Raw genomic sequence first — 17,780 nt, 5'->3', positions numbered from 1 at the left:
TATGAAGATAGACAACTCAGGATATATTATAAAGGGTATTCTTCTTGCAGTATGCGGTGTATGCTTTGCGTTCTTCCCTAATGTTATATCTTGGACATTCTATATCTTAGGCGGAATAATCGTCGTAGGAAGTTTGCTGACATCTCTTGGCGGTATCACTAAGGGAGACGGCTCACTGCTTCCGGCAGGAGGTATAGGGATCGCAATAGGATTATTCATAATGTGTCTCCCAAAAGTCATAAGTGCTCATATCTCTATCATTTTAGGCTTTGCTATCCTGATAATAGCTATTGTTCAAATAATCAAAGCGCTGTCAAAGGAAATGAAAAAAGGCTTGAAAATAATTCAGCTTATTTTTGGTATAATTCTTCTTATCAGCTCTGTATTCCTTATTTTTGAACCTTTCAAGGGCGGAAATTTGATACGAATCATTGTCGGCATCATCTTGATCTGCTATGCTTTGTTCAACTTTTATGTTGCCTATGTTATCAGTGAGCGAAATGGCGGAGTTGTAAACAGCTCTTCAGCCGCTAAAAGATATGATGACATAATCGATACGGTAGGTCACGATGTAAATGACAGCGACAACCAACCTAAGATCCAATAATAAAAAAGGACTGCTGAGAGATCGGCAGTCCTTTTTTAGAAAACATAATTAAGCTTTGACAAATCACGGATTTTGTGATACAATAGTACTCGATGTTTGCTCAAAAGCACCTTTACAAAATTTATTAATGCGGTGAATTTGAGATAAAGCAAAGCTTATATAATTTATTTTAAATCATAATAAAATAACTTAATTTAGCATCTTTAGCTTAAATTAAATTATTCTGAAATTGGTATTGCAATTTCATTTATATGGTGATATAATATTTATATAGTTTGCTATAAAATAAAAATAAGGTAGGATTTGCTTATGAAAATACAGCAGCTTGAATATGTTATTGCCGTCGCAAGAGAAGGCAGTATTACAAAAGCGGCTAAGAAGCTCTATCAGGCTCAGCCTAATATCAGTATAGCTCTTAAAGAACTGGAGGCTTCACTCGGTATACAGATATTCAATCGTTCTCCCAATGGTATGATATTAACTCCTGAGGGCGAAGAGTTCCTTGCCCGTGCTCAGACTATTGTTGATGAAATGCAGAGCCTTGAAAGAGACTACGCACAGACTCCTGATAACGAAATGAAACTAAAGGTAGCTGCTGCACGTTCCACTTACGCTACTGCGGCTATCGGCAAATTTATCAGTAAATATATTGATAAAACTGACAAGATCGAGGTCCATGTAATGGAAACAAGCACTGCAAAGGTACTTGAGGATATTTGTGCAGGCAAATACGATGTGGGATTTATCCGTATTCCAAGCACATATGCGGAAATGATCGAAAGCCGCCTTAAAGCACGAAATCTTGTCGGCAGAACGATAATGGAGTTCCCGCTACAGATCGTTATGAGCGCTAAACACCCTCTTGCTAAATATGATGATGTCCCATTTGAGCGTCTTTCAGAATACCCGGAGATAATCCACGGTGATGATGAGCCTGAAATGGTCAGACGAGCTGCTATCAATCAGGATTATGATGAAAAGCGCTCTACAAAACGTATCCTCATCTATGACAGAGGTACTCAGATAAGTATGCTCAAGACTGTAAAAAATGCCTATATGTGGGTCGCACCTATGTCACAGAGCATTTTAAGGTTCAACGAGCTTGTTACAAGAAAGTGCTCTTATGCTAATAACCTTAACCGCGATATGATCATCTATCGTAAGGCAAGCGAAAACAACGCCCTTATTTCAGACTGCATAAGGACTGTTTATGAATATGCAGACAAAATCGAAGGTCTTGAAATATAAATAATTTGTGCATCACATTCTTTTATATCAAGCTCATTTTGCCCTGTCGGGCAAAACAAAGCGCAAGAAAAACTATTGGTTTATTTATTTTTTCTTGCACTTTGACAACTAAAAATTGGTTTTTTAAAACTGTATAAAGCCAATTATTAGTTGATGAGTAAATATAAAATAAACCCCGATCAGACGGTTATCCGTCTTTGATCGGGGATTTTTTGTAAAAAAAAGAATGAGAGCCATTAGGGGGGAGGTTCTCATTCTTAATAAGGGGATATGAGATTGTCATTTATGAAAGAATGACTTTCCATAAATTATTATAGCATAATGCAATACTTATTGCAAATATAAATAATTAATCCCGATATATAGATTGTTGATAAGTAATATTTAAGTATATATTTCCAAATTGTAATTATTTGTAAAAAAGCCCTCGACATCGCCGAGGGCTTTGATATTAGTCTGCCATGAATACTTCAAAGGCTTTATACGCCATATAGGTATCAAGCTTGGAAACTATCTCATATGGAGCGTGCATCGAAAGCACAGGTACTCCGAGGTCGATGGTGTCTACATTAAGGTTAGCAATGTAAGCAGCTACTGTACCGCCGCCGCCTTCGTCCACCTTGCCAAGCTCACCTGTCTGCCAGATAACATTCTTTGAATCCATAAGTCTTCTGATACGACCGGTGAATTCAGCAGAAGCATCTGAGGTGCCGGCCTTGCCGCGGGCGCCTGTATACTTTGTAATAACTACACCGTGGTTTATATAAGCACTGTTATTGCGCTCATTTACCTCTGGGAATGTAGGATCATATGCAGCATTTACATCTGCTGATAAGCATTCAGAAGCTGAAAGAACAGTTCTTGCATCACTGCCGAGAATTTCAGCGATGTCCGCAACGAAATATTTAAGATATGCGGAGCGGAGACCTGTGTTTCCGTCGCTGCCTGTCTCTTCCTTATCGGTAAGTATTGTAACTACGGTATGCTTTGGCTTCTTACACTCTGCTGTTGCAATAAGCGCAGGATAAGCGCACACCTTGTCATCGTGACCGTAAGCACCTATCATGCTTCTGTCAAAGCCGATGTCATTTGCCTTAAATGCCGGAACCGCTTCAAGCTCTGATGAAATAAAATCAGCCTCAGTAATGCCGTACTTCTCAAAAAGAATATTCATTATATTGAGCTTTACAGAGCCGCTCTCCTCATCGTCCTTGAAAGGACGTGAGCCGATGACAATATTAAGCTGCTCACCTGTGATGCCCTTTGCAAGAGGCTTCTGCATCTGTGCTGCTGCAAGATGCGGCAGCAGGTCAGTAACACAGAAAACAGGATCATTATCGTCCTCACCGATATTTACAGGAACGCTTGTACCGTCAGCTTTTATAACTACACCGTGAAGTGCAAGAGGGATAGCTGTCCATTGATACTTCTTGATACCGCCGTAGTAATGAGTCTTGAACAAAGCCATTTCTGTGTCCTCATACAAAGGATTCTGCTTGAGATCAAGTCTTGGCGAATCAATATGAGCCGCACAGAGTCTTATGCCCTCTGTAATAGGAGCTGTACCGATGATAGCTGCAAGAACAGACTTGCCGCGGTTATTGCGGTATATCTTGTCTCCTGCTTTGAGCTTCATGCCTGCTTTAAATTCAACAAAACCTTTTTTCTTGAGAAGTTCAATTGAGTATATAACTGCTTCGCGCTCTATCTTTGCCTTATTCATGAAGTCCTTATAGCCTTCGCAGAATTTATCGCAGGCTTTAACCTCTTTGTCAGAAACAAGATGATAAGCGTTTTTGTGCTGTTTAAGAAGCTTTTCCTTGAGCTTCTTTACGGAATCCTTTTTTTCTGCCATTAATATTTCTCCTTTCGCAGAAAATCTATAGCACAGCCGTTTATGACTGAGTTATTGCACCTTCATTGGAGTCTGTTTGCTTTTAAAAAGCTCACGTATCTTTCCTGATACCTCCCATGCTATGCCGTTCACTGTGTCCATATTGCCGTTATTGTGGATTATATAGTCTGAATGGCTCTTGAAGAATTCTTCATCAAGCTGAGAGTTCATACGTCTGTGAGCCTGTTCTGCTGTAAGTCCGTCACGGGCGATGATACGCTTTTCGCGTATATCAGCATCTGCAAGGACTGAAATGATTATCTCGCAGAAATCATCAGCACGGCTCTCAAACAGTGTAGGAGCATCGAGAAGTATCAGCTTCTCGCCTTTCATTGAATGTACTCTTATCTGGCGAAGTATCTCGCCTGTGATGTAAGGATATGTAATAGTTGTAAGTGCTTCAAGCTTGGACTTATCGGAAAAAACTATACCTGCAAGTCCGCGTCTGTTCAGAGTTCCGTCCTCATTTATAACAGCCGAACCGAAAAGATCAGCTATTTCATCGAGGCACTTAGTGCCCTTTTCAACTATTTTGCGAGCCACCTGATCGCAGTTGATAACTGTAAAGCCATTGGAGGCAAATATCTTAGAGACCGTGCTCTTCCCTGCCCCTGTTTGCCCAGTAAGTCCTACGACCATGACTCCGTTGAGACTGTTCATATCCTTATCACCTCGAATCCTGCCGCTCTTATAAGGCGGTTATATACTGCAAGTCCGACACCCTCTGTTTCGGGAGCGCGGACATAGACTGTCCTTGCACCTATATCGTCAAGCTCTCGGAGTCTCTGGAACAAAAGATGTGCCTGCTGAGAACTGTCTGCGCCATAGGTCATATATCTGTATGGAAAATTCTCTCTGTCATTATCGAAAATAAGCGAATACACGCCGTCGCCGTTATGGGCTCCCACATAGGAGATAAAGCCTTCAAGCGAGCCCTCGACCATGATTATATCTGCCTTTGGCGAATAGTGCTTGTACTTCATTCCGGGAGAAGCGGCTTTTTGTCCTGCTTCAAGCTCATGAAGTATAGCGTGGTCGATTATGACCTCATCACATACTTCAAGGAGCATTTCCCTTGTGACACAGCCGGGGCGGAGTATCCTTGCTGTCCCCTCACCCTCAATTGAGATCACTGTTGACTCAACACCGAACTCTGAGCTTCCGCCGTCAACTACAGCTGCAATCTTGCCGCTCATATCACGCATAACGTGTTCTGCTGATGTAGGGCTTGGATATCCCGATGTATTCGCTGACGGAGCAGCAATAGGTCTGCCTGAAAGCTCGATTATCCTATGCATTACAGGGTGAGAAGGTACTCTTATGCCTACGGTATCAAGTCCGCCCGAGGTTATCATAGGTATTCTCTCGTTTTTAGGAAGTACCATTGTCAGAGGTCCCGGGCAGAAACGCTCGGCAAGTCTGTATGCAAGGGACGGTATAAAAGAGGTATAATCCACAGCCTGTGAAAAGTCTGCAAGATGTACGATCAGTGGATTATCAGCAGGTCTGCCCTTTGCCTCAAATACCTTGCGTACAGCAGCTTCATTGGAAGCATCTGCACCAAGACCGTAGACAGTTTCTGTAGGTATACCGACTATCTCGCCCTTTTTAATAAATTCAGCAGCTATTTCAAGGTCTTTTTCCTTGTTATTTAGTAAAACTGTATCCATAAAAACTACGCTTCCTGACTTGCGAGCTTGGCAGCCTGATCGGCAGTTGCAAGCGCATCAAACACTTCATCAAGATTTCCGTTAAGAATGTCCTCAAGTCTGTAAATTGTCAGACCTATACGGTGATCCGTAAGACGTCCCTGCGGATAATTGTATGTTCTGATCCTTTCGGAGCGGTCACCGGTACCGACCTGCATTTTTCTCTCCGATGCGATCTTTGCGTCTTGCTCCTCCTGCATAGCCTCGTAAATTCGTGAGCGCAGAATTTTCATTGCTTTATCTTTGTTCTTATGCTGGCTTCTTTCGTCCTGACACTCCACCACAGTATTAGTGGGGAGATAAGTTATTCTTACAGCGGACTCTGTTTTATTTATATGCTGTCCGCCTGCACCGCTTGCGCGGAAATAGTCTATTTTAAGATCCGTGGGATTAATTTCAAGCTCTACCTCGTCTGCTTCAACGAGAACAGCCACGGTAACTGTCGAGGTGTGGATACGTCCCTGTGATTCTGTTTCGGGAACGCGCTGTACACGGTGGACTCCGCTTTCATACTTCAGACGTGAATAAGCACCGTCGCCCTCTATGGAGAAGCTAATTTCCTTAAATCCGCCAAGTTCTGTCGGATTGGCGCTGAGGACTTCCTGCTTCCATCCCATAGTCTCTGCGTACATTGTATACATACGATAGAGGGAATTGGCAAACAGCGATGCCTCCTCGCCGCCTGCGCCTCCTCTGATCTCAATAATAACGCTTTTATCGTCGTTTGGATCCTTTGGCAAGAGAAGAACTTTTAGCTCCTGCGTACAAGTATCCATTTTTTCTCTTGAATCTTCGTACTCAGCCTGAGCCATTTCCTTGAACTCCTTATCAATACCTCCGGTTTCAAGAAGTTCCTTAGCCTCATCAAAGTCTGACTGTGCTTTTTTGTATTCCCTGTATTTCTCGATAATAGGAGTCATGTTCTTGAACTCCTTCATAAGCTGAGTGTACAGCTTATTATCGCTGATAATATCAGGATCAGAGAGCTTAGCACTTATCTCTTCATATTTTTGCTCCATTAATGCAAGCTTTTCAAACATTCAGTATTCTCCTTAATGCTAAAAATATTACAAAAAATACTGTTCTGTGCTAACCCTCATCGGCGTGTTTTACGCTTCGGATACTCTTTTCAATCTTATTGCGGGCGACCATAAATTCTCTTGCACACTTGACACATCTTAATCTGAAATCCATTCCTGCACGAATTACGAACATTTCACTGCAGCCGCATGGGTGGTTCTTCTTCATTGTAAGTACATCACCCGGTCTGATATCCAAGACATTATCCCCCTTTCGCGTAAATAGAAAAAATCGAACATTTTTATTATACCCTAAAAATGCTCTCAAATCAATATTTTACGAGTATATTTTTTTCATTTTGGTGAAAAATAATAAAAACTTGCAATTATTCATATTGAACCCATACAAAAAATAGAAAGGAAATTTTTATGATCTCAAGAGTTACTGCCGAATTTGAATCCCCCGAGCTTGCAGAGTACGCTATGAGGCGTGTACGTGAAAGTGTAGACTATGTTTATTCTGCTAAAATGATGTATAACAGGATAGCCGAGCGTTCTGCAAGACTTGGACGCAGCTCTGCATTTACGGTTATCCCCACATATTGTAATACCCATACTAATTTTCTCACTGCCGTAATAGAGTCGCCTACCTCAAAGGATATTATACCTGAACCTGCACAAAACAGAAAGACCACTGCCTGCATTGTCTGCGGAAGTGCTGCGGTTGATAATGTTATATCCGTTCTCAATGCTATGGGAGGTCTGAACATTCGATTTGCTCAGTAGCATATAAACCAATACATCCGCATATGATTGACTACAAAGTTATTATAACGGAGGTAAAAACATGAATTTCAGACCAGAAGGCTGCTTATATGCTCTGCCGTCAAACCAGAGGTATATTTCCTCAGCCGAGGGATTGACAGAGGCAATGGAAAAAGGCGTTATTCTTGAAGCTAAAGCAATACTTTGTACAAGCTCACACGACCTTATAGTTGACCTTCCCTGTGCAAAAGGTATTATCCCGCGCGAGGAAGGAGCTATAGGCATCAGTGAGGGAAAGACGCGGGATATAGCTATTATATCACGCGTCAATAAAATAGTATGCTTCAAGATAACAGAGCTTGAGCTTACTGAAACGGGAGAGCTTGAAGCAAAACTCTCCCGCAAAGCAGCTCAGACAGATTGTGAGAATAACTTCGTATCTAAACTAAAATCAGGCGATATAATCGATGCAAGAATTTCACACATAGAAAAGTTTGGCAGCTTTGTGGATATAGGCTGCGGAATCCCATCTCTAATACCTATAGATGCCATGTCAGTTTCACGTATATCTCACCCCACTGACAGATTTATAAACGGCCAGCTCATAAAAGTGATCGTCAAAGGAACAGAAAACAAAAGGATTTTCCTCACACATAAGGAGCTTCTCGGAACATGGGAGGAAAATGCCAGAAAATTCAGAACCGGCGAAACTGTACCGGGCGTAGTACGTTCTATCGAAAACTACGGTGTTTTTGTTGAGCTTACACCAAATCTGGCAGGACTTGCCGAAACACGAGAAGGAATATCCGTAGGTCAGAGCGTCAGCGTCTACATAAAGGCTATTATTCCAGAAAAAATGAAGGTCAAACTAATAATCGTAGACGTTTGCGGCGAATATGCTCCGCCGAAAGAGATAGAATACTTCATAAGCTCAGATCATATTGACTATTGGAAATATTCCTCTGAATCTTCTGATAAAAATATCTCCACAAGCTTCTGATAAAAAAATGCACCTGTTTTTACAGGTGCATTAGTATTATTCTTAGTATGCGATCTCCTCAGCAATGTGGTGGAGCTTTTCATCGTACTCCTTGTGCATTGCAAGTGCTTCCTGGATATCATAGTCAACAAGCTTGCTGTCCTTGATACCGATAACACGGTTGCCAACGCCCTGCTCAAGAAGTTCAACTGCATAGTAGCCCATTCTTGTAGCCTCAACTCTGTCTCTTACTGTTGGAGAGCCGCCTCTCTGAACGTGACCGAGAATAGTTGATCTTGCCTCGATGCCTGTCTTTTCGTGGAGCATATTTGCGATCTCATCTGAATGACCGATACTCTCAGCAACGATAACTACAAAGTTCTGCTTACCCTTTGCCTTTTTAGCCAGCATTGTATTTGCGATAGCGTTGATATCATAAGGAACTTCCTTTGTGATAATATCTGTAGCTCCGCAGGCAATACCTGTATTTACAGCAATATGACCAGCGCCTCTTCCCATTACCTCAACAACTGAGATTCTGTCGTGAGACTGTGATGTATCACGAAGCTTATCAACAAGCTCCATAGCTGTATTCATAGCTGTATCGAATCCGATAGTGTAATCAGTGCAGGCAATATCATTGTCGATAGTACCCGGGATACCTATACAGAGGAAGCCCTGTGCAGAAAGATCAGCTGCGCCTCTGAACGAGCCGTCACCGCCGATGACTACGAGACCTTCGATACCGAGCTCATCAAGCTTTGCCTTACCCTTTGCAACGCCCTCCTGAGTTCTGAATTCAGGACATCTTGCTGTATAAAGAACTGTACCGCCTCTGTGTATAATATCAGAAACGCTTCTCTCGTCCATCTTGATGATATCACCGTTGAGAAGTCCGACATAACCTCTGCGAATACCGTAAACTTCCATGCCTTTAGCAAGAGCAGATCTTACAACAGCTCTTACAGCAGCGTTCATTCCGGGAGCGTCACCACCGCTTGTTAAAACACCAATTTTCTTGATCATACATATTCTCCATTCTGCACTTGGCATATATTGTTTAACCGCAGGAATACTGCGGCGTAATTCCATACTCTTATATTGTACTACTTTGTGGAAAAAATGTCAAGAGAATTCCGTATTTTTTCCTCATTCATATCCGAAATCACTGTATAAGCCCTATTTGGGAGGATTTATAGTGCTTTTTAAGCTCCTCACAAAATTCCTTTGTGACCTTTACGCTGAGTTTGGTTCGCGGGATAACAGTTTTTTTAATATCCATAAGGTAGAGACATACTGCTGTATTTCCGGTATTTCTGCTGCAAAACCCGATAAAATCTTCTGAAAATGAAGCATCTGCTGAGACAGTTTTGATACATAGCTTCATAGAAGAAATGTATCTTTCAAATTCCGTATCGGCTATAATTGCACCGCATATCACCGTAAGCCTGTCGTCCTTGACGGATATTTTGCCGTTTACAATAACTATCCCATCGGTAACAAGCTTACCGCCGCTTATCATAAAAAGATCAGGAAATACAACTCCTTCTATCTCGCCTGTTTCATCAGAAAAAGTGACAAAGCTCATCTTATCACCATTTTTAGTAACATGAAGCTTTGCGCTCTCCACACAGCATAAAAGCTTTACAGGCGTACCGTCCCTCGCTGAGCTGTCTGTGAGTATATCACCTATTCTGCGCACGTGCATAAGCTCCCCTATCCAGTAAAACGGTGACAAAGGATGTCCACTGAGATACATTCCCGTGGCTTCCTTTTCCATTGCAAGGAGCTGCTTTGCATCGTATTCCTGCTTATATGGTATTCGTACATTCATCTCTGAGGTGTCTGTACCCTCAAGGAAATTCAGCTGTCCCTCGATGACGCCTCTTGTACCGGCTCCAGTAATATCAAGAAGCTCGTCGTAGCTTTCAAGCATTTGTCTGCGATTATAACCGAGACCGTCAAAGGCTCCCGACTTTATAAGGTTTTCAAGAGCTTTTTTATTCAGCTCCCTGCCTCCGACACGCTCGCAGAAATCCTGTAAGCTTGTGAAATTGCCGTTTTCTTTACGCTCTGCGATTATTTTATCAGCAAGTCCGCTTCCTGCATTTTTTATGGCAAGCAGACCGAAGTACATCTTTCCGTCTGCATAGGTGAAGCCCTTATTGCTTTTATTTATGTCAGGGCTTAATATCTCTATGCCGTTTTCTTTACAGGAGTTGATATATTCGGCAAGCTTATCACTTTGTCCCATAACACTTGACATCAGGGCTGCCATATAAATGCCGCGGTAATGACATTTAAGATAGGCGGTCTGATAAGCAAGATAAGCGTAGGCTGCGGCATGGGATTTATTAAACGCATATGAGGCAAAGCTTACCATTTCATCGAATACAGAATCGGCAATTTCCGCAGAAACACCGTTATCTGCTGCTCCTTTAACGAAGCTTTCGCGCTCTTTAAGCATTACATCATGCTTCTTTTTTGCCATTGCTCTGCGGACAATATCTGCATGGCCATAGGAATAGCCTGCAAGCTTGCGGCATATCTCCATTACCTGCTCCTGATATACCATACAGCCATAGGTATCCTCAAGTATATCCTTCAGGAGCGGATGCTTGTAGGTGACTTTATCGGGGTGTTTTTTGTTTTCGATATACACCGGTATAGACTTCATAGGTCCCGGACGGTATAGAGAGATTATAACTATAAGGTCCTCAAGCCGCTCAGGAGCAAGCTCCATAACGCGAGCCGTCATTCCCTCGCTTTCAAACTGAAATACGCCCTCAGTGTCGCCCTTTGTCATCATTTTGTACACTTCTTTATCGTCAACAGGTATTGAACTTATATCAAAGTCGGGTTTGATCTTGTGTATCTCATTGACAGTATCTCTTATAATGGTAAGGTTTCTAAGTCCGAGAAAGTCCATTTTCAGAAGTCCCAGTGATTCAAGAACTCCCATAGTATACTGAGTTACTACAGTATCGTCGTTTTTTTGCAGCGGCACAAGGTCGCTGAGAGGCACTGCCGATATTACGACGCCAGCCGCATGGGTAGAGGCATGGCGAGGCATTCCCTCAAGCTTTTTTGCAAGTTCTATGCACCTGCGCATATCCCTGTCGGAATGATATAGTCCACTGAGCTCATCGGATTCATTCATAGCCTGACTAAGAGTTGCACGGGGGTCTATCTCTTTTGCGGCTCTGTCACAGAGCTGATAAGATATACCAAGAACTCTGCCAACGTCACGTACTGCCGCACGGGCTTTCAGCGTATCAAAAGCGATAATCTCCGAGACATAATCCGAACCGTATCTGCGGACTACATAGTCTTTTACACTTTGACGTCCCTCAATACAAAAGTCAATATCAAAATCAGGCATACTTACTCTTTCCGGATTCAGGAATCGTTCAAACAGAAGATTGAACTTAATAGGATCTATGCCTGTAATACCTATACAATACGCACATAGACTGCCTGCTCCCGAGCCTCTTCCGGGACCTACAGGTACATTGTGCTCACGGGCGTAGCGGATAAAATCCCAGACAATGAGATAGTAATCCGTATAGCCCATTTTTGTTATAACATCAAGCTCATATTCCATACGCTCAATGACATTTTCCGGCGGAGTCTCGCCATATCGCTCTATCATTCCCTTTCGGCAAAGCTCTCGGAAATAGGACTTGTTATCATCGACTCCCTCTATAGTGAACTTAGGGAGCTTTATATTGCCAAACTCAAACTCAACATTACAGCGCTGTGCAATGAGAGAGGTATTGCTGACTGCCTCCTCGTGCCCCTTGAACAAAGCTGACATTTCCTCTGAGGATTTAACATAGAACTCATCTGTCTCAAAACGCAGAGCGTTTGGGTCGTCAAGAGTTTTACCTGTTTGTATACAAATAAGGACGTTCTGCATTTCGGCGTCCTTTTTTTCTATATAGTGGCAGTCGTTTGTAGCCGCAAGAGGAATACCCGTTTCTGCTGAAAGCTTATAAAGCAGCGGAAGTATCATTAATTCTTCTTTGATACCATGATTCTGGACCTCGATAAAATAATTTTTCTCGCCGAATATATCACGGTATTTAAGCGCAACAGCCTTTGCCTCATCATAGTGACCGTCCACAAGCAGCCGCGGTATTTCACCTGCAAGACAGGCTGACATACAGATAAGTCCGCTGTGGTATTTTTTCAGAAGCTCTAAATCAACTCGCGGCTTGTTATAAAAGCCATCTATACTTGCTATTGAAACAAGCTTTACAAGATTTCTGTAGCCTTCGTTGTTCTCGCAGAGAAGTATCAGATGATACGGTGAAGAATCAAGCTTTGGTTCACGGTCATGGCGTGTACGCCTCGCTGCGTATACCTCACAGCCGATAACAGGCTTTATACCCTCGGCTCTTGCCGCATTCCAGAACTCTACCGCACCATACATATTGCCGTGATCGGTTATAGCTACAGCTGTCTGTCCAAGCTCCTTTACACGGGATATGAGCTCTTTTATACGGCAGGCACCGTCAAGGAGGCTGTACTCGGTATGGACATGAAGATTTACAAACTCGTCACTTCTCATACGAACCTCCGCGTATCTCGTCTGCAAGCTTAGCAAGCTTCTTGAAGCGGTGATTTACACCTGAACGGCTTATAGGTTCACTGAGAGTTTCGCCTATCTCCTGCAGGCTCATATCAATATTATCAAGCCTGAGCTGCGCTACCTCGCGAAGTTCGTCAGACAGTGTATCAAGTCCTACCGCGCGGTCTATGAGATTTATATCCTCTATCTGCTTCATCGCAGCCTTTACTACCTTGTCGATATTAGCTGCATCGCAGTTGGCTATCCTGTTGGCTTTATTGCGGATATCCTTGTATATCTTGGTGTTCATAAGTTCCAGAGTACACTGGGACGCACCGATAAAGGTCAGTGTATCCTCTATAGACTCACTGCCCTTGATATAGACTATATGCTGTCCCCTGCGGACCACAGTTTTTGCAGTAACGCCTATATCTCCCAGCAGAGTTGCAAGCTGATGTGCAAGCTTCTCCTCGGGGCAGGCAAATTCAAGGTGATATTCCTTGTTTGGATCGTTTACGCTTCCGCAGGCAAGAAATACTCCTGCTGTAAAAACTCCGAGACTATTTGTAGCAATAATCTCGGAATCAATAAGCCTTTCTTTATCCGAAAGGCGGTATTTCTGAAAAACCGCTTCGGCAGATTCGCTGTCTATATCACAGGAGCAAAGAACGATGCCGTTTTTTCGGGTATGATCGGTTATACTGAGCTTTTTGCGGAAAACAGCTTCAAAAAGACTGCAAAAAAGCTCTGCCGAGACTCTGCTTTCGCTCTGAAAGCAGATATGCTCACAGGAAAGCGTCCTGCAAAACAGCAGCATACCATAAAGGCAGGCAAAACGCCTGTCTTTATCGTTTACAGATAAACATATCTCATGCCTTACATCATTTGAGAAGGATATTTCAACTCACTCCCTGCTCAGAATTTTTTATCTTTTGTTATATCACGGTGGTACTTCTGTACCTTATAATCATTATCAATAAGATGATCTGCCATAAGCTCTGCAAAGGTTATAGAGCGGTGCTTTCCGCCTGTACAGCCAAAGGCTATTACAAGCTGGCTCTTGCCCTCCTGTACGTAGAGCGGTATGAGATAGTCTATAAGATCCTTTAGTTTATCAAAAAGCACCTTAGACTGCTCAAATCCCATAACGTAATCCCTTACACAGCTGTCGCAGCCCGTATGATTGCGAAGTTCCTCGATATAAAACGGATTGGGCAGACATCTTACGTCAAATACTAAGTCTGCCTCAGTGGAGACACCGTATTTAAATCCAAAGGACATCACCTTGATTATGAGCGAATCTGAGCTCTTTTCAAGGAATATGGACTTTACCTGCTCCTTTAGCTGAGAAGTGGTAAAGTTAGATGTCTCTATGTAATAGTCGGCTATCTCGCGAAGCTGTGAAAGCTGAGTCCACTCAAAGTTAATTGCTTCGTGAATACTTCCGCTGAACTTATCCGACAGCGGGTGCTTGCGGCGTGTTTCCTTATAACGCTTCAGCAGTACGTCATGAGTTGCTTCAACAAACAACACCTTAACATCAACATCGGGCTGGCGCTTCAGTTCAAGCCACGAGCGGTATATCTCCGCAAACATATCGCCTGTACGGATATCTACCGCCACGGCTATTTTATTGATATCAGTTTCGGATTGCCTGCACAGGTCAACGAACTGTGTTATCAGCTTTGGAGGGATATTGTCTATACAATAAAAGCCGATATCCTCCATTACGTCCATAACACTTGATTTACCCGAGCCTGACATCCCCGTTACTATCAGTAACTGCATAATTCTCTCCTTAATTACTTTAAAGGTCAGCTGAGGATAACAGGTTCGAGCTCAAGCTGAAATCCTGTTTTCTCCTTTACTACCTTTTTGACCTTTTCGCAGAGCTCCAAAACGTCTGCGCAGGTCGCATAGCCTTTATTTATCACAAAGCCGCTGTGCTTTTCGCTAACCATAGCACCGCCGCAGGTCAGACCTTTCAGTCCGCACTGGTCGATAAGCAGTGAAGCATAGCTTCCCTCGGGACGCTTGAATGTACTGCCTGCACTTGGATAGTCAAGCGGCTGCTTGGAGCTTCTCTTTGCCATACATTCGGACATTGCCGCCTTTATCTCGTCGGCATCTCCTGCTTGGAGCTCCATAGTAACAGATGTTATGACTCTGTCAGAGCCCGAAAAAAAGCTTCTTCGGTAGGCAAGCTCCATATCCTCACTTTTTATCGTTTTTATGGTGCAGTCCTCGTCGATATACTCGGCTGAGACAACAACGTCTTTCATTTCGCTGCCGTAAGCGCCTGCGTTCATGTAAAGCGCACCGCCTACAGTACCGGGGATACCGAAAAGGTTCTCCATGCCTGTAAGTCCGAGCTGCTGGGCACGGACACAGACAGAAGCAAGAAGTGCTCCCGCATCACAGCGGATAGTATTTCCTTCAGCCTCAATTGCAGAAAAATCGCTGCCGAAATGAAGTATGACTCCGTCAAAGCCCTCGTCGGAAGCAAGTACATTACTTCCTCTGCCGAGGATACCGTATTTGATACCATTTTGCTTCAAGTAATTTATCAGCTCGGCAGCGGAAGCAGCAGAATTGATGTTTACAAGAGCTCTGCACGGTCCGCCGAATCTGAAGGTTATATATTCTTTAAGAGATACCTCGGGAGTTATCCTGCACCCAAGCTTATCGCAAAGTTTTGTCAATTCATTGATATCCAAAGTAGTTTCCCCCTGAATCTTTCGATTATTCAGCACATTTATCAGAATGCGTCATACTCACGTACGACTTCCTTAGGATCGGACTCCATGCCAAGTCTGTTAAGAAGCTCTCGCGCTGCATTATAGCCCATTTTTTTCTGTCTGTTGTTCATAGCTGCAACCTCAAGTATTACCGCAAGATTACGGCCGGGCTTTACAGGTATGGTAAGACATGGTATCTTTACACCAAGTATGTTCATAAACTCGGTATCAACTCCCATGCGGTCGTATATCTTTTCAGAGCTCCACTGCTCCAGTTCAACGACGAGGTCGATCTTTTCGGTCATCTTAACAGCACCGATACCGAAGAGGCGTCTTGCATTTATGATACCGATACCTCTGAGCTCAAGGAAATGGCGGATATTGTCGGGCGAGCTTCCGACAAGACTTATATTTGAGACCTTTCTTATCTCAACAGCGTCATCGGCAACAAGTCTGTGTCCGCGCTTTACAAGCTCAATAGCTGTCTCACTCTTACCTACGCCGCTCTCACCTGTGATAAACACACCTTCACCGTATATCTCAATGAGAACACCGTGACGTGTGATTCGCGGAGCAAGTGTAAGATTAAGAAAAGCGATAAGACCTGAAATAAAGTTTGATGTGCTCTCCTTGCTTCTGAGAAGCGGGACCTCAAATTCTGTAGCAAGCTCAAGCATTTCCGCAAAATACGGGAGCTCTCTTGTGATTATAAGAGCAGGGATACGCTGTGAGAAAAGACGCTGCAGGCGTTCTCTCCTTGTTTTTTCATCAATCGTAGAAAGATAAGCAAACTCCATTTTTCCGATGATCTGGATACGCTCCGGATTGAAATACTCATAGAAGCCCATGAGCTGCAAGCCGGGACGGTTTACATCGTTTTCATCGATCATTATCTCGTTAGGATCCTTCGGGGCGTAAATGTTTTCCAGCTTAAATTCTTCGATCAATCGCTGAAGCGAGACTTTAAAATTATCTGCCATGATAAGCTCCATTCTCCGACGTTCTGTCGGGAGTTATTTTTTAGCCGAGTACATATGAATCGAAGCCGTATTCGACTATTTCATCCTTTGCATCGAGCAGATCCTGTGTGCTTGCCGTAACGCCCGAAACACGTACTGCAACGTTGAAATCCTCAACGTCCTCACTCACAAGATCAAGCATTTTCTTTACGTTTTCAGCAGGAGTACCGTTAAACTCATAAACGGTTTCACCTGTGTATACTCCGTAGCTTATAGCGTCAACATCTATATTAAGTATAACTGTATTCACTTTAAGAAGCATTGGCTGCAGAACGTCGTCCTTGCCTCTGAGCAGGTCAGCAGCGTCAACTTCAAGAAGCATTGTCGCACCATTATGCATTATCTTATCATACATAAGGTTCGCAGCTGAGGTAAGAGCCATATATCTGTCAGGTCCGGTTACCTCATTTCCAAGATATTCAGTGTCCGAAGGACGGAAATCAGGAAAGATGAAATCATAGCATACTACCTTGTCAAAGCCTGCTGATGATATTTCCTCAACTATATCGCCGTTATAGCTTACCGCTGTTTCCGAAAACGGATTCATCCACGGCTTTCCGCCTGCTTCAACTGTATTATCTATCCACTGTGAGCCGTCATCGACACAGAGATAGCTCATATCACGGAAATAATTCGGAAGCGTATTATCATTGAATGTACTAACACAGGCAACCGGCTTATACCCTGCATCGGTTATCACGGAAACTATATCCTTCAGCCTGATAAACGAACGCACAAGACCAGCTGATGTTGCGTAATAATTGTTTGAAGCATAGTAAATATCTCCGCCGCCGACCTTGAGCGGCACCTCTACGTATTCTATGTTTTCAGCTGCCGGAACTCTCTTTAATGCATCTTTCAGGGTATCAGTGCCCGTAAGATCGGCAGTAGTGAGCGAATATGCTCTGTATTTTTCAGTGCTTACAGGTACAGGAACATCAGGGACAGTATTTTCGGTAACTGCCTCACCGTTTTCATCGGTGAGTTCCTCCGTAGCCGCCTGCACAAAAGAGCTTTCTGTATTGTCACCCTTTTTCTTAGAGTAATTTATAAGCGGCTCGGCAACGCTGTAGCCAATAAAGCCGATGCCGCCTATCAGAAGAACAGTAAGACCGACGGAAAAAGCTTTTCCTACAGGACTTTTACCATAGTAATTCTTCTCCTTAGTCTTATAAATCTTTCTTCCTTTGCTTTTGAATTTCATTTAATAACTCTCCTATAATATCAGT

The 17,780-nt window shown here is 43.2% G+C and carries 16 protein-coding genes; 4 read left to right on the top strand and 12 right to left on the bottom strand.

Annotated features, from left to right (window positions below; translation table 11 throughout):
- Position 1: 1 nt before the first annotated feature.
- Together K5677_RS01090 and K5677_RS01085 are read left to right on the top strand one after the other, a co-directional pair.
- Positions 2-607: a DUF308 domain-containing protein gene (locus K5677_RS01090; protein ID WP_296723664.1), complete on the top strand. Its 606-nt coding sequence runs from the start codon at positions 2-4 to the stop codon at positions 605-607.
- A 309-nt stretch (positions 608-916) separates the two neighbouring features.
- Positions 917-1,855 carry a LysR family transcriptional regulator gene (locus K5677_RS01085; RefSeq protein WP_296723661.1) on the top strand — a complete coding sequence of 313 codons (939 nt, stop codon included), beginning with the start codon at positions 917-919 and terminating at the stop codon, positions 1,853-1,855.
- A 451-nt stretch (positions 1,856-2,306) separates the two neighbouring features.
- On the opposite strand, the gene K5677_RS01080 is transcribed toward K5677_RS01085, so the two are convergent.
- Genes K5677_RS01080 through K5677_RS01060 form a run of 5 tightly spaced genes read right to left on the bottom strand, consistent with a single transcriptional unit; the run spans position 2,307 to position 6,736 of the window.
- The gene (locus K5677_RS01080) at positions 2,307-3,710 is read right to left on the bottom strand and encodes an aminopeptidase (RefSeq protein WP_296723659.1); all 1,404 of its coding nucleotides are present in this window, start codon (positions 3,708-3,710) and stop codon (positions 2,307-2,309) included.
- A 51-nt stretch (positions 3,711-3,761) separates the two neighbouring features.
- Entirely contained in the window at positions 3,762-4,409 is a 648-nt protein-coding gene (gene coaE / locus K5677_RS01075; protein WP_296723656.1) for a dephospho-CoA kinase, read from the bottom strand.
- A complete protein-coding gene (locus K5677_RS01070) occupies positions 4,406-5,419 on the bottom strand; it encodes an L-threonylcarbamoyladenylate synthase (protein ID WP_296723654.1) in 1,014 nt (337 codons plus the stop codon). The genes coaE and K5677_RS01070 overlap by 4 nt, the downstream gene beginning before the upstream one ends.
- Positions 5,420-5,424: 5 nt before the next feature.
- Positions 5,425-6,498 carry a peptide chain release factor 1 gene (gene prfA, locus K5677_RS01065; protein WP_296723652.1) on the bottom strand — a complete coding sequence of 358 codons (1,074 nt, stop codon included), beginning with the start codon at positions 6,496-6,498 and terminating at the stop codon, positions 5,425-5,427.
- A gap of 49 nt (positions 6,499-6,547) precedes the next feature.
- Positions 6,548-6,736 (bottom strand): DUF951 domain-containing protein, encoded by a 189-nt coding sequence (locus tag K5677_RS01060; protein WP_296723649.1) that lies wholly within the window; start codon positions 6,734-6,736, stop codon positions 6,548-6,550.
- A gap of 170 nt (positions 6,737-6,906) precedes the next feature.
- On the opposite strand from K5677_RS01060, the gene K5677_RS01055 reads away from it, so the two are divergent.
- Positions 6,907-7,263, top strand: coding sequence for a hypothetical protein (locus tag K5677_RS01055; RefSeq protein ID WP_296723646.1), 357 nt, complete (start codon positions 6,907-6,909; stop codon positions 7,261-7,263).
- Positions 7,264-7,324: 61 nt separating this feature from the next.
- On the top strand, positions 7,325-8,242 hold the full coding sequence (locus tag K5677_RS01050) for a S1 RNA-binding domain-containing protein (RefSeq protein WP_296723644.1): 918 nt from the start codon (positions 7,325-7,327) through the stop codon (positions 8,240-8,242).
- Between the two features lie 42 nt (positions 8,243-8,284).
- On the opposite strand, the gene pfkA is transcribed toward K5677_RS01050, so the two are convergent.
- From pfkA to K5677_RS01015, 7 genes are all read right to left on the bottom strand, one after another.
- Entirely contained in the window at positions 8,285-9,247 is a 963-nt protein-coding gene (gene pfkA / locus K5677_RS01045) for a 6-phosphofructokinase (RefSeq protein ID WP_296723642.1), read from the bottom strand.
- A 139-nt stretch (positions 9,248-9,386) separates the two neighbouring features.
- Positions 9,387-12,794, bottom strand: coding sequence for a DNA polymerase III subunit alpha (locus K5677_RS01040; RefSeq protein WP_296723641.1), 3,408 nt, complete (start codon positions 12,792-12,794; stop codon positions 9,387-9,389).
- Positions 12,784-13,692 (bottom strand): DNA-binding protein WhiA, encoded by a 909-nt coding sequence (gene whiA / locus K5677_RS01035; RefSeq protein ID WP_296723862.1) that lies wholly within the window; start codon positions 13,690-13,692, stop codon positions 12,784-12,786. The genes K5677_RS01040 and whiA overlap by 11 nt, the downstream gene beginning before the upstream one ends.
- Positions 13,693-13,709: 17 nt before the next feature.
- Positions 13,710-14,582 carry an RNase adapter RapZ gene (rapZ, locus tag K5677_RS01030; protein ID WP_296723639.1) on the bottom strand — a complete coding sequence of 291 codons (873 nt, stop codon included), beginning with the start codon at positions 14,580-14,582 and terminating at the stop codon, positions 13,710-13,712.
- A gap of 26 nt (positions 14,583-14,608) precedes the next feature.
- Positions 14,609-15,511 carry a UDP-N-acetylmuramate dehydrogenase gene (gene murB, locus K5677_RS01025; protein WP_296723638.1) on the bottom strand — a complete coding sequence of 301 codons (903 nt, stop codon included), beginning with the start codon at positions 15,509-15,511 and terminating at the stop codon, positions 14,609-14,611.
- Positions 15,512-15,552: 41 nt separating this feature from the next.
- Positions 15,553-16,512: an HPr(Ser) kinase/phosphatase gene (gene hprK, locus K5677_RS01020; protein WP_296723636.1), complete on the bottom strand. Its 960-nt coding sequence runs from the start codon at positions 16,510-16,512 to the stop codon at positions 15,553-15,555.
- A gap of 40 nt (positions 16,513-16,552) precedes the next feature.
- Entirely contained in the window at positions 16,553-17,755 is a 1,203-nt protein-coding gene (locus tag K5677_RS01015) for a putative glycoside hydrolase (RefSeq protein WP_296723633.1), read from the bottom strand.
- Between the last annotated feature and the right edge of the window lie 25 nt (positions 17,756-17,780).

The sequence above is a fragment of the Ruminococcus sp. genome (genome assembly GCF_024684275.1).
The sequence above is the reverse complement of the archived record's forward strand: the minus strand, read 5'-3'. Positions and strand labels throughout refer to the sequence as shown.

Excerpts from the sequence above, each read along its gene's own strand:
- K5677_RS01090 (WP_296723664.1), top strand. The coding sequence starts at position 2 with ATGAAGATAGACAACTCAGGATATATTATAAAGGGTATTCTTCTTGCA.
- K5677_RS01085 (WP_296723661.1), top strand. The coding sequence starts at position 917 with ATGAAAATACAGCAGCTTGAATATGTTATTGCCGTCGCAAGAGAAGGC.
- K5677_RS01080 (WP_296723659.1), bottom strand. The coding sequence starts at position 3,710 with ATGGCAGAAAAAAAGGATTCCGTAAAGAAGCTCAAGGAAAAGCTTCTT.
- coaE (WP_296723656.1), bottom strand. The coding sequence starts at position 4,409 with ATGAACAGTCTCAACGGAGTCATGGTCGTAGGACTTACTGGGCAAACA.
- K5677_RS01070 (WP_296723654.1), bottom strand. The coding sequence starts at position 5,419 with ATGGATACAGTTTTACTAAATAACAAGGAAAAAGACCTTGAAATAGCT.
- prfA (WP_296723652.1), bottom strand. The coding sequence starts at position 6,498 with ATGTTTGAAAAGCTTGCATTAATGGAGCAAAAATATGAAGAGATAAGT.
- K5677_RS01055 (WP_296723646.1), top strand. The coding sequence starts at position 6,907 with ATGATCTCAAGAGTTACTGCCGAATTTGAATCCCCCGAGCTTGCAGAG.
- K5677_RS01050 (WP_296723644.1), top strand. The coding sequence starts at position 7,325 with ATGAATTTCAGACCAGAAGGCTGCTTATATGCTCTGCCGTCAAACCAG.
- pfkA (WP_296723642.1), bottom strand. The coding sequence starts at position 9,247 with ATGATCAAGAAAATTGGTGTTTTAACAAGCGGTGGTGACGCTCCCGGA.
- K5677_RS01040 (WP_296723641.1), bottom strand. The coding sequence starts at position 12,794 with ATGAGAAGTGACGAGTTTGTAAATCTTCATGTCCATACCGAGTACAGC.
- rapZ (WP_296723639.1), bottom strand. The coding sequence starts at position 14,582 with ATGCAGTTACTGATAGTAACGGGGATGTCAGGCTCGGGTAAATCAAGT.
- hprK (WP_296723636.1), bottom strand. The coding sequence starts at position 16,512 with ATGGCAGATAATTTTAAAGTCTCGCTTCAGCGATTGATCGAAGAATTT.
- K5677_RS01015 (WP_296723633.1), bottom strand. The coding sequence starts at position 17,755 with ATGAAATTCAAAAGCAAAGGAAGAAAGATTTATAAGACTAAGGAGAAG.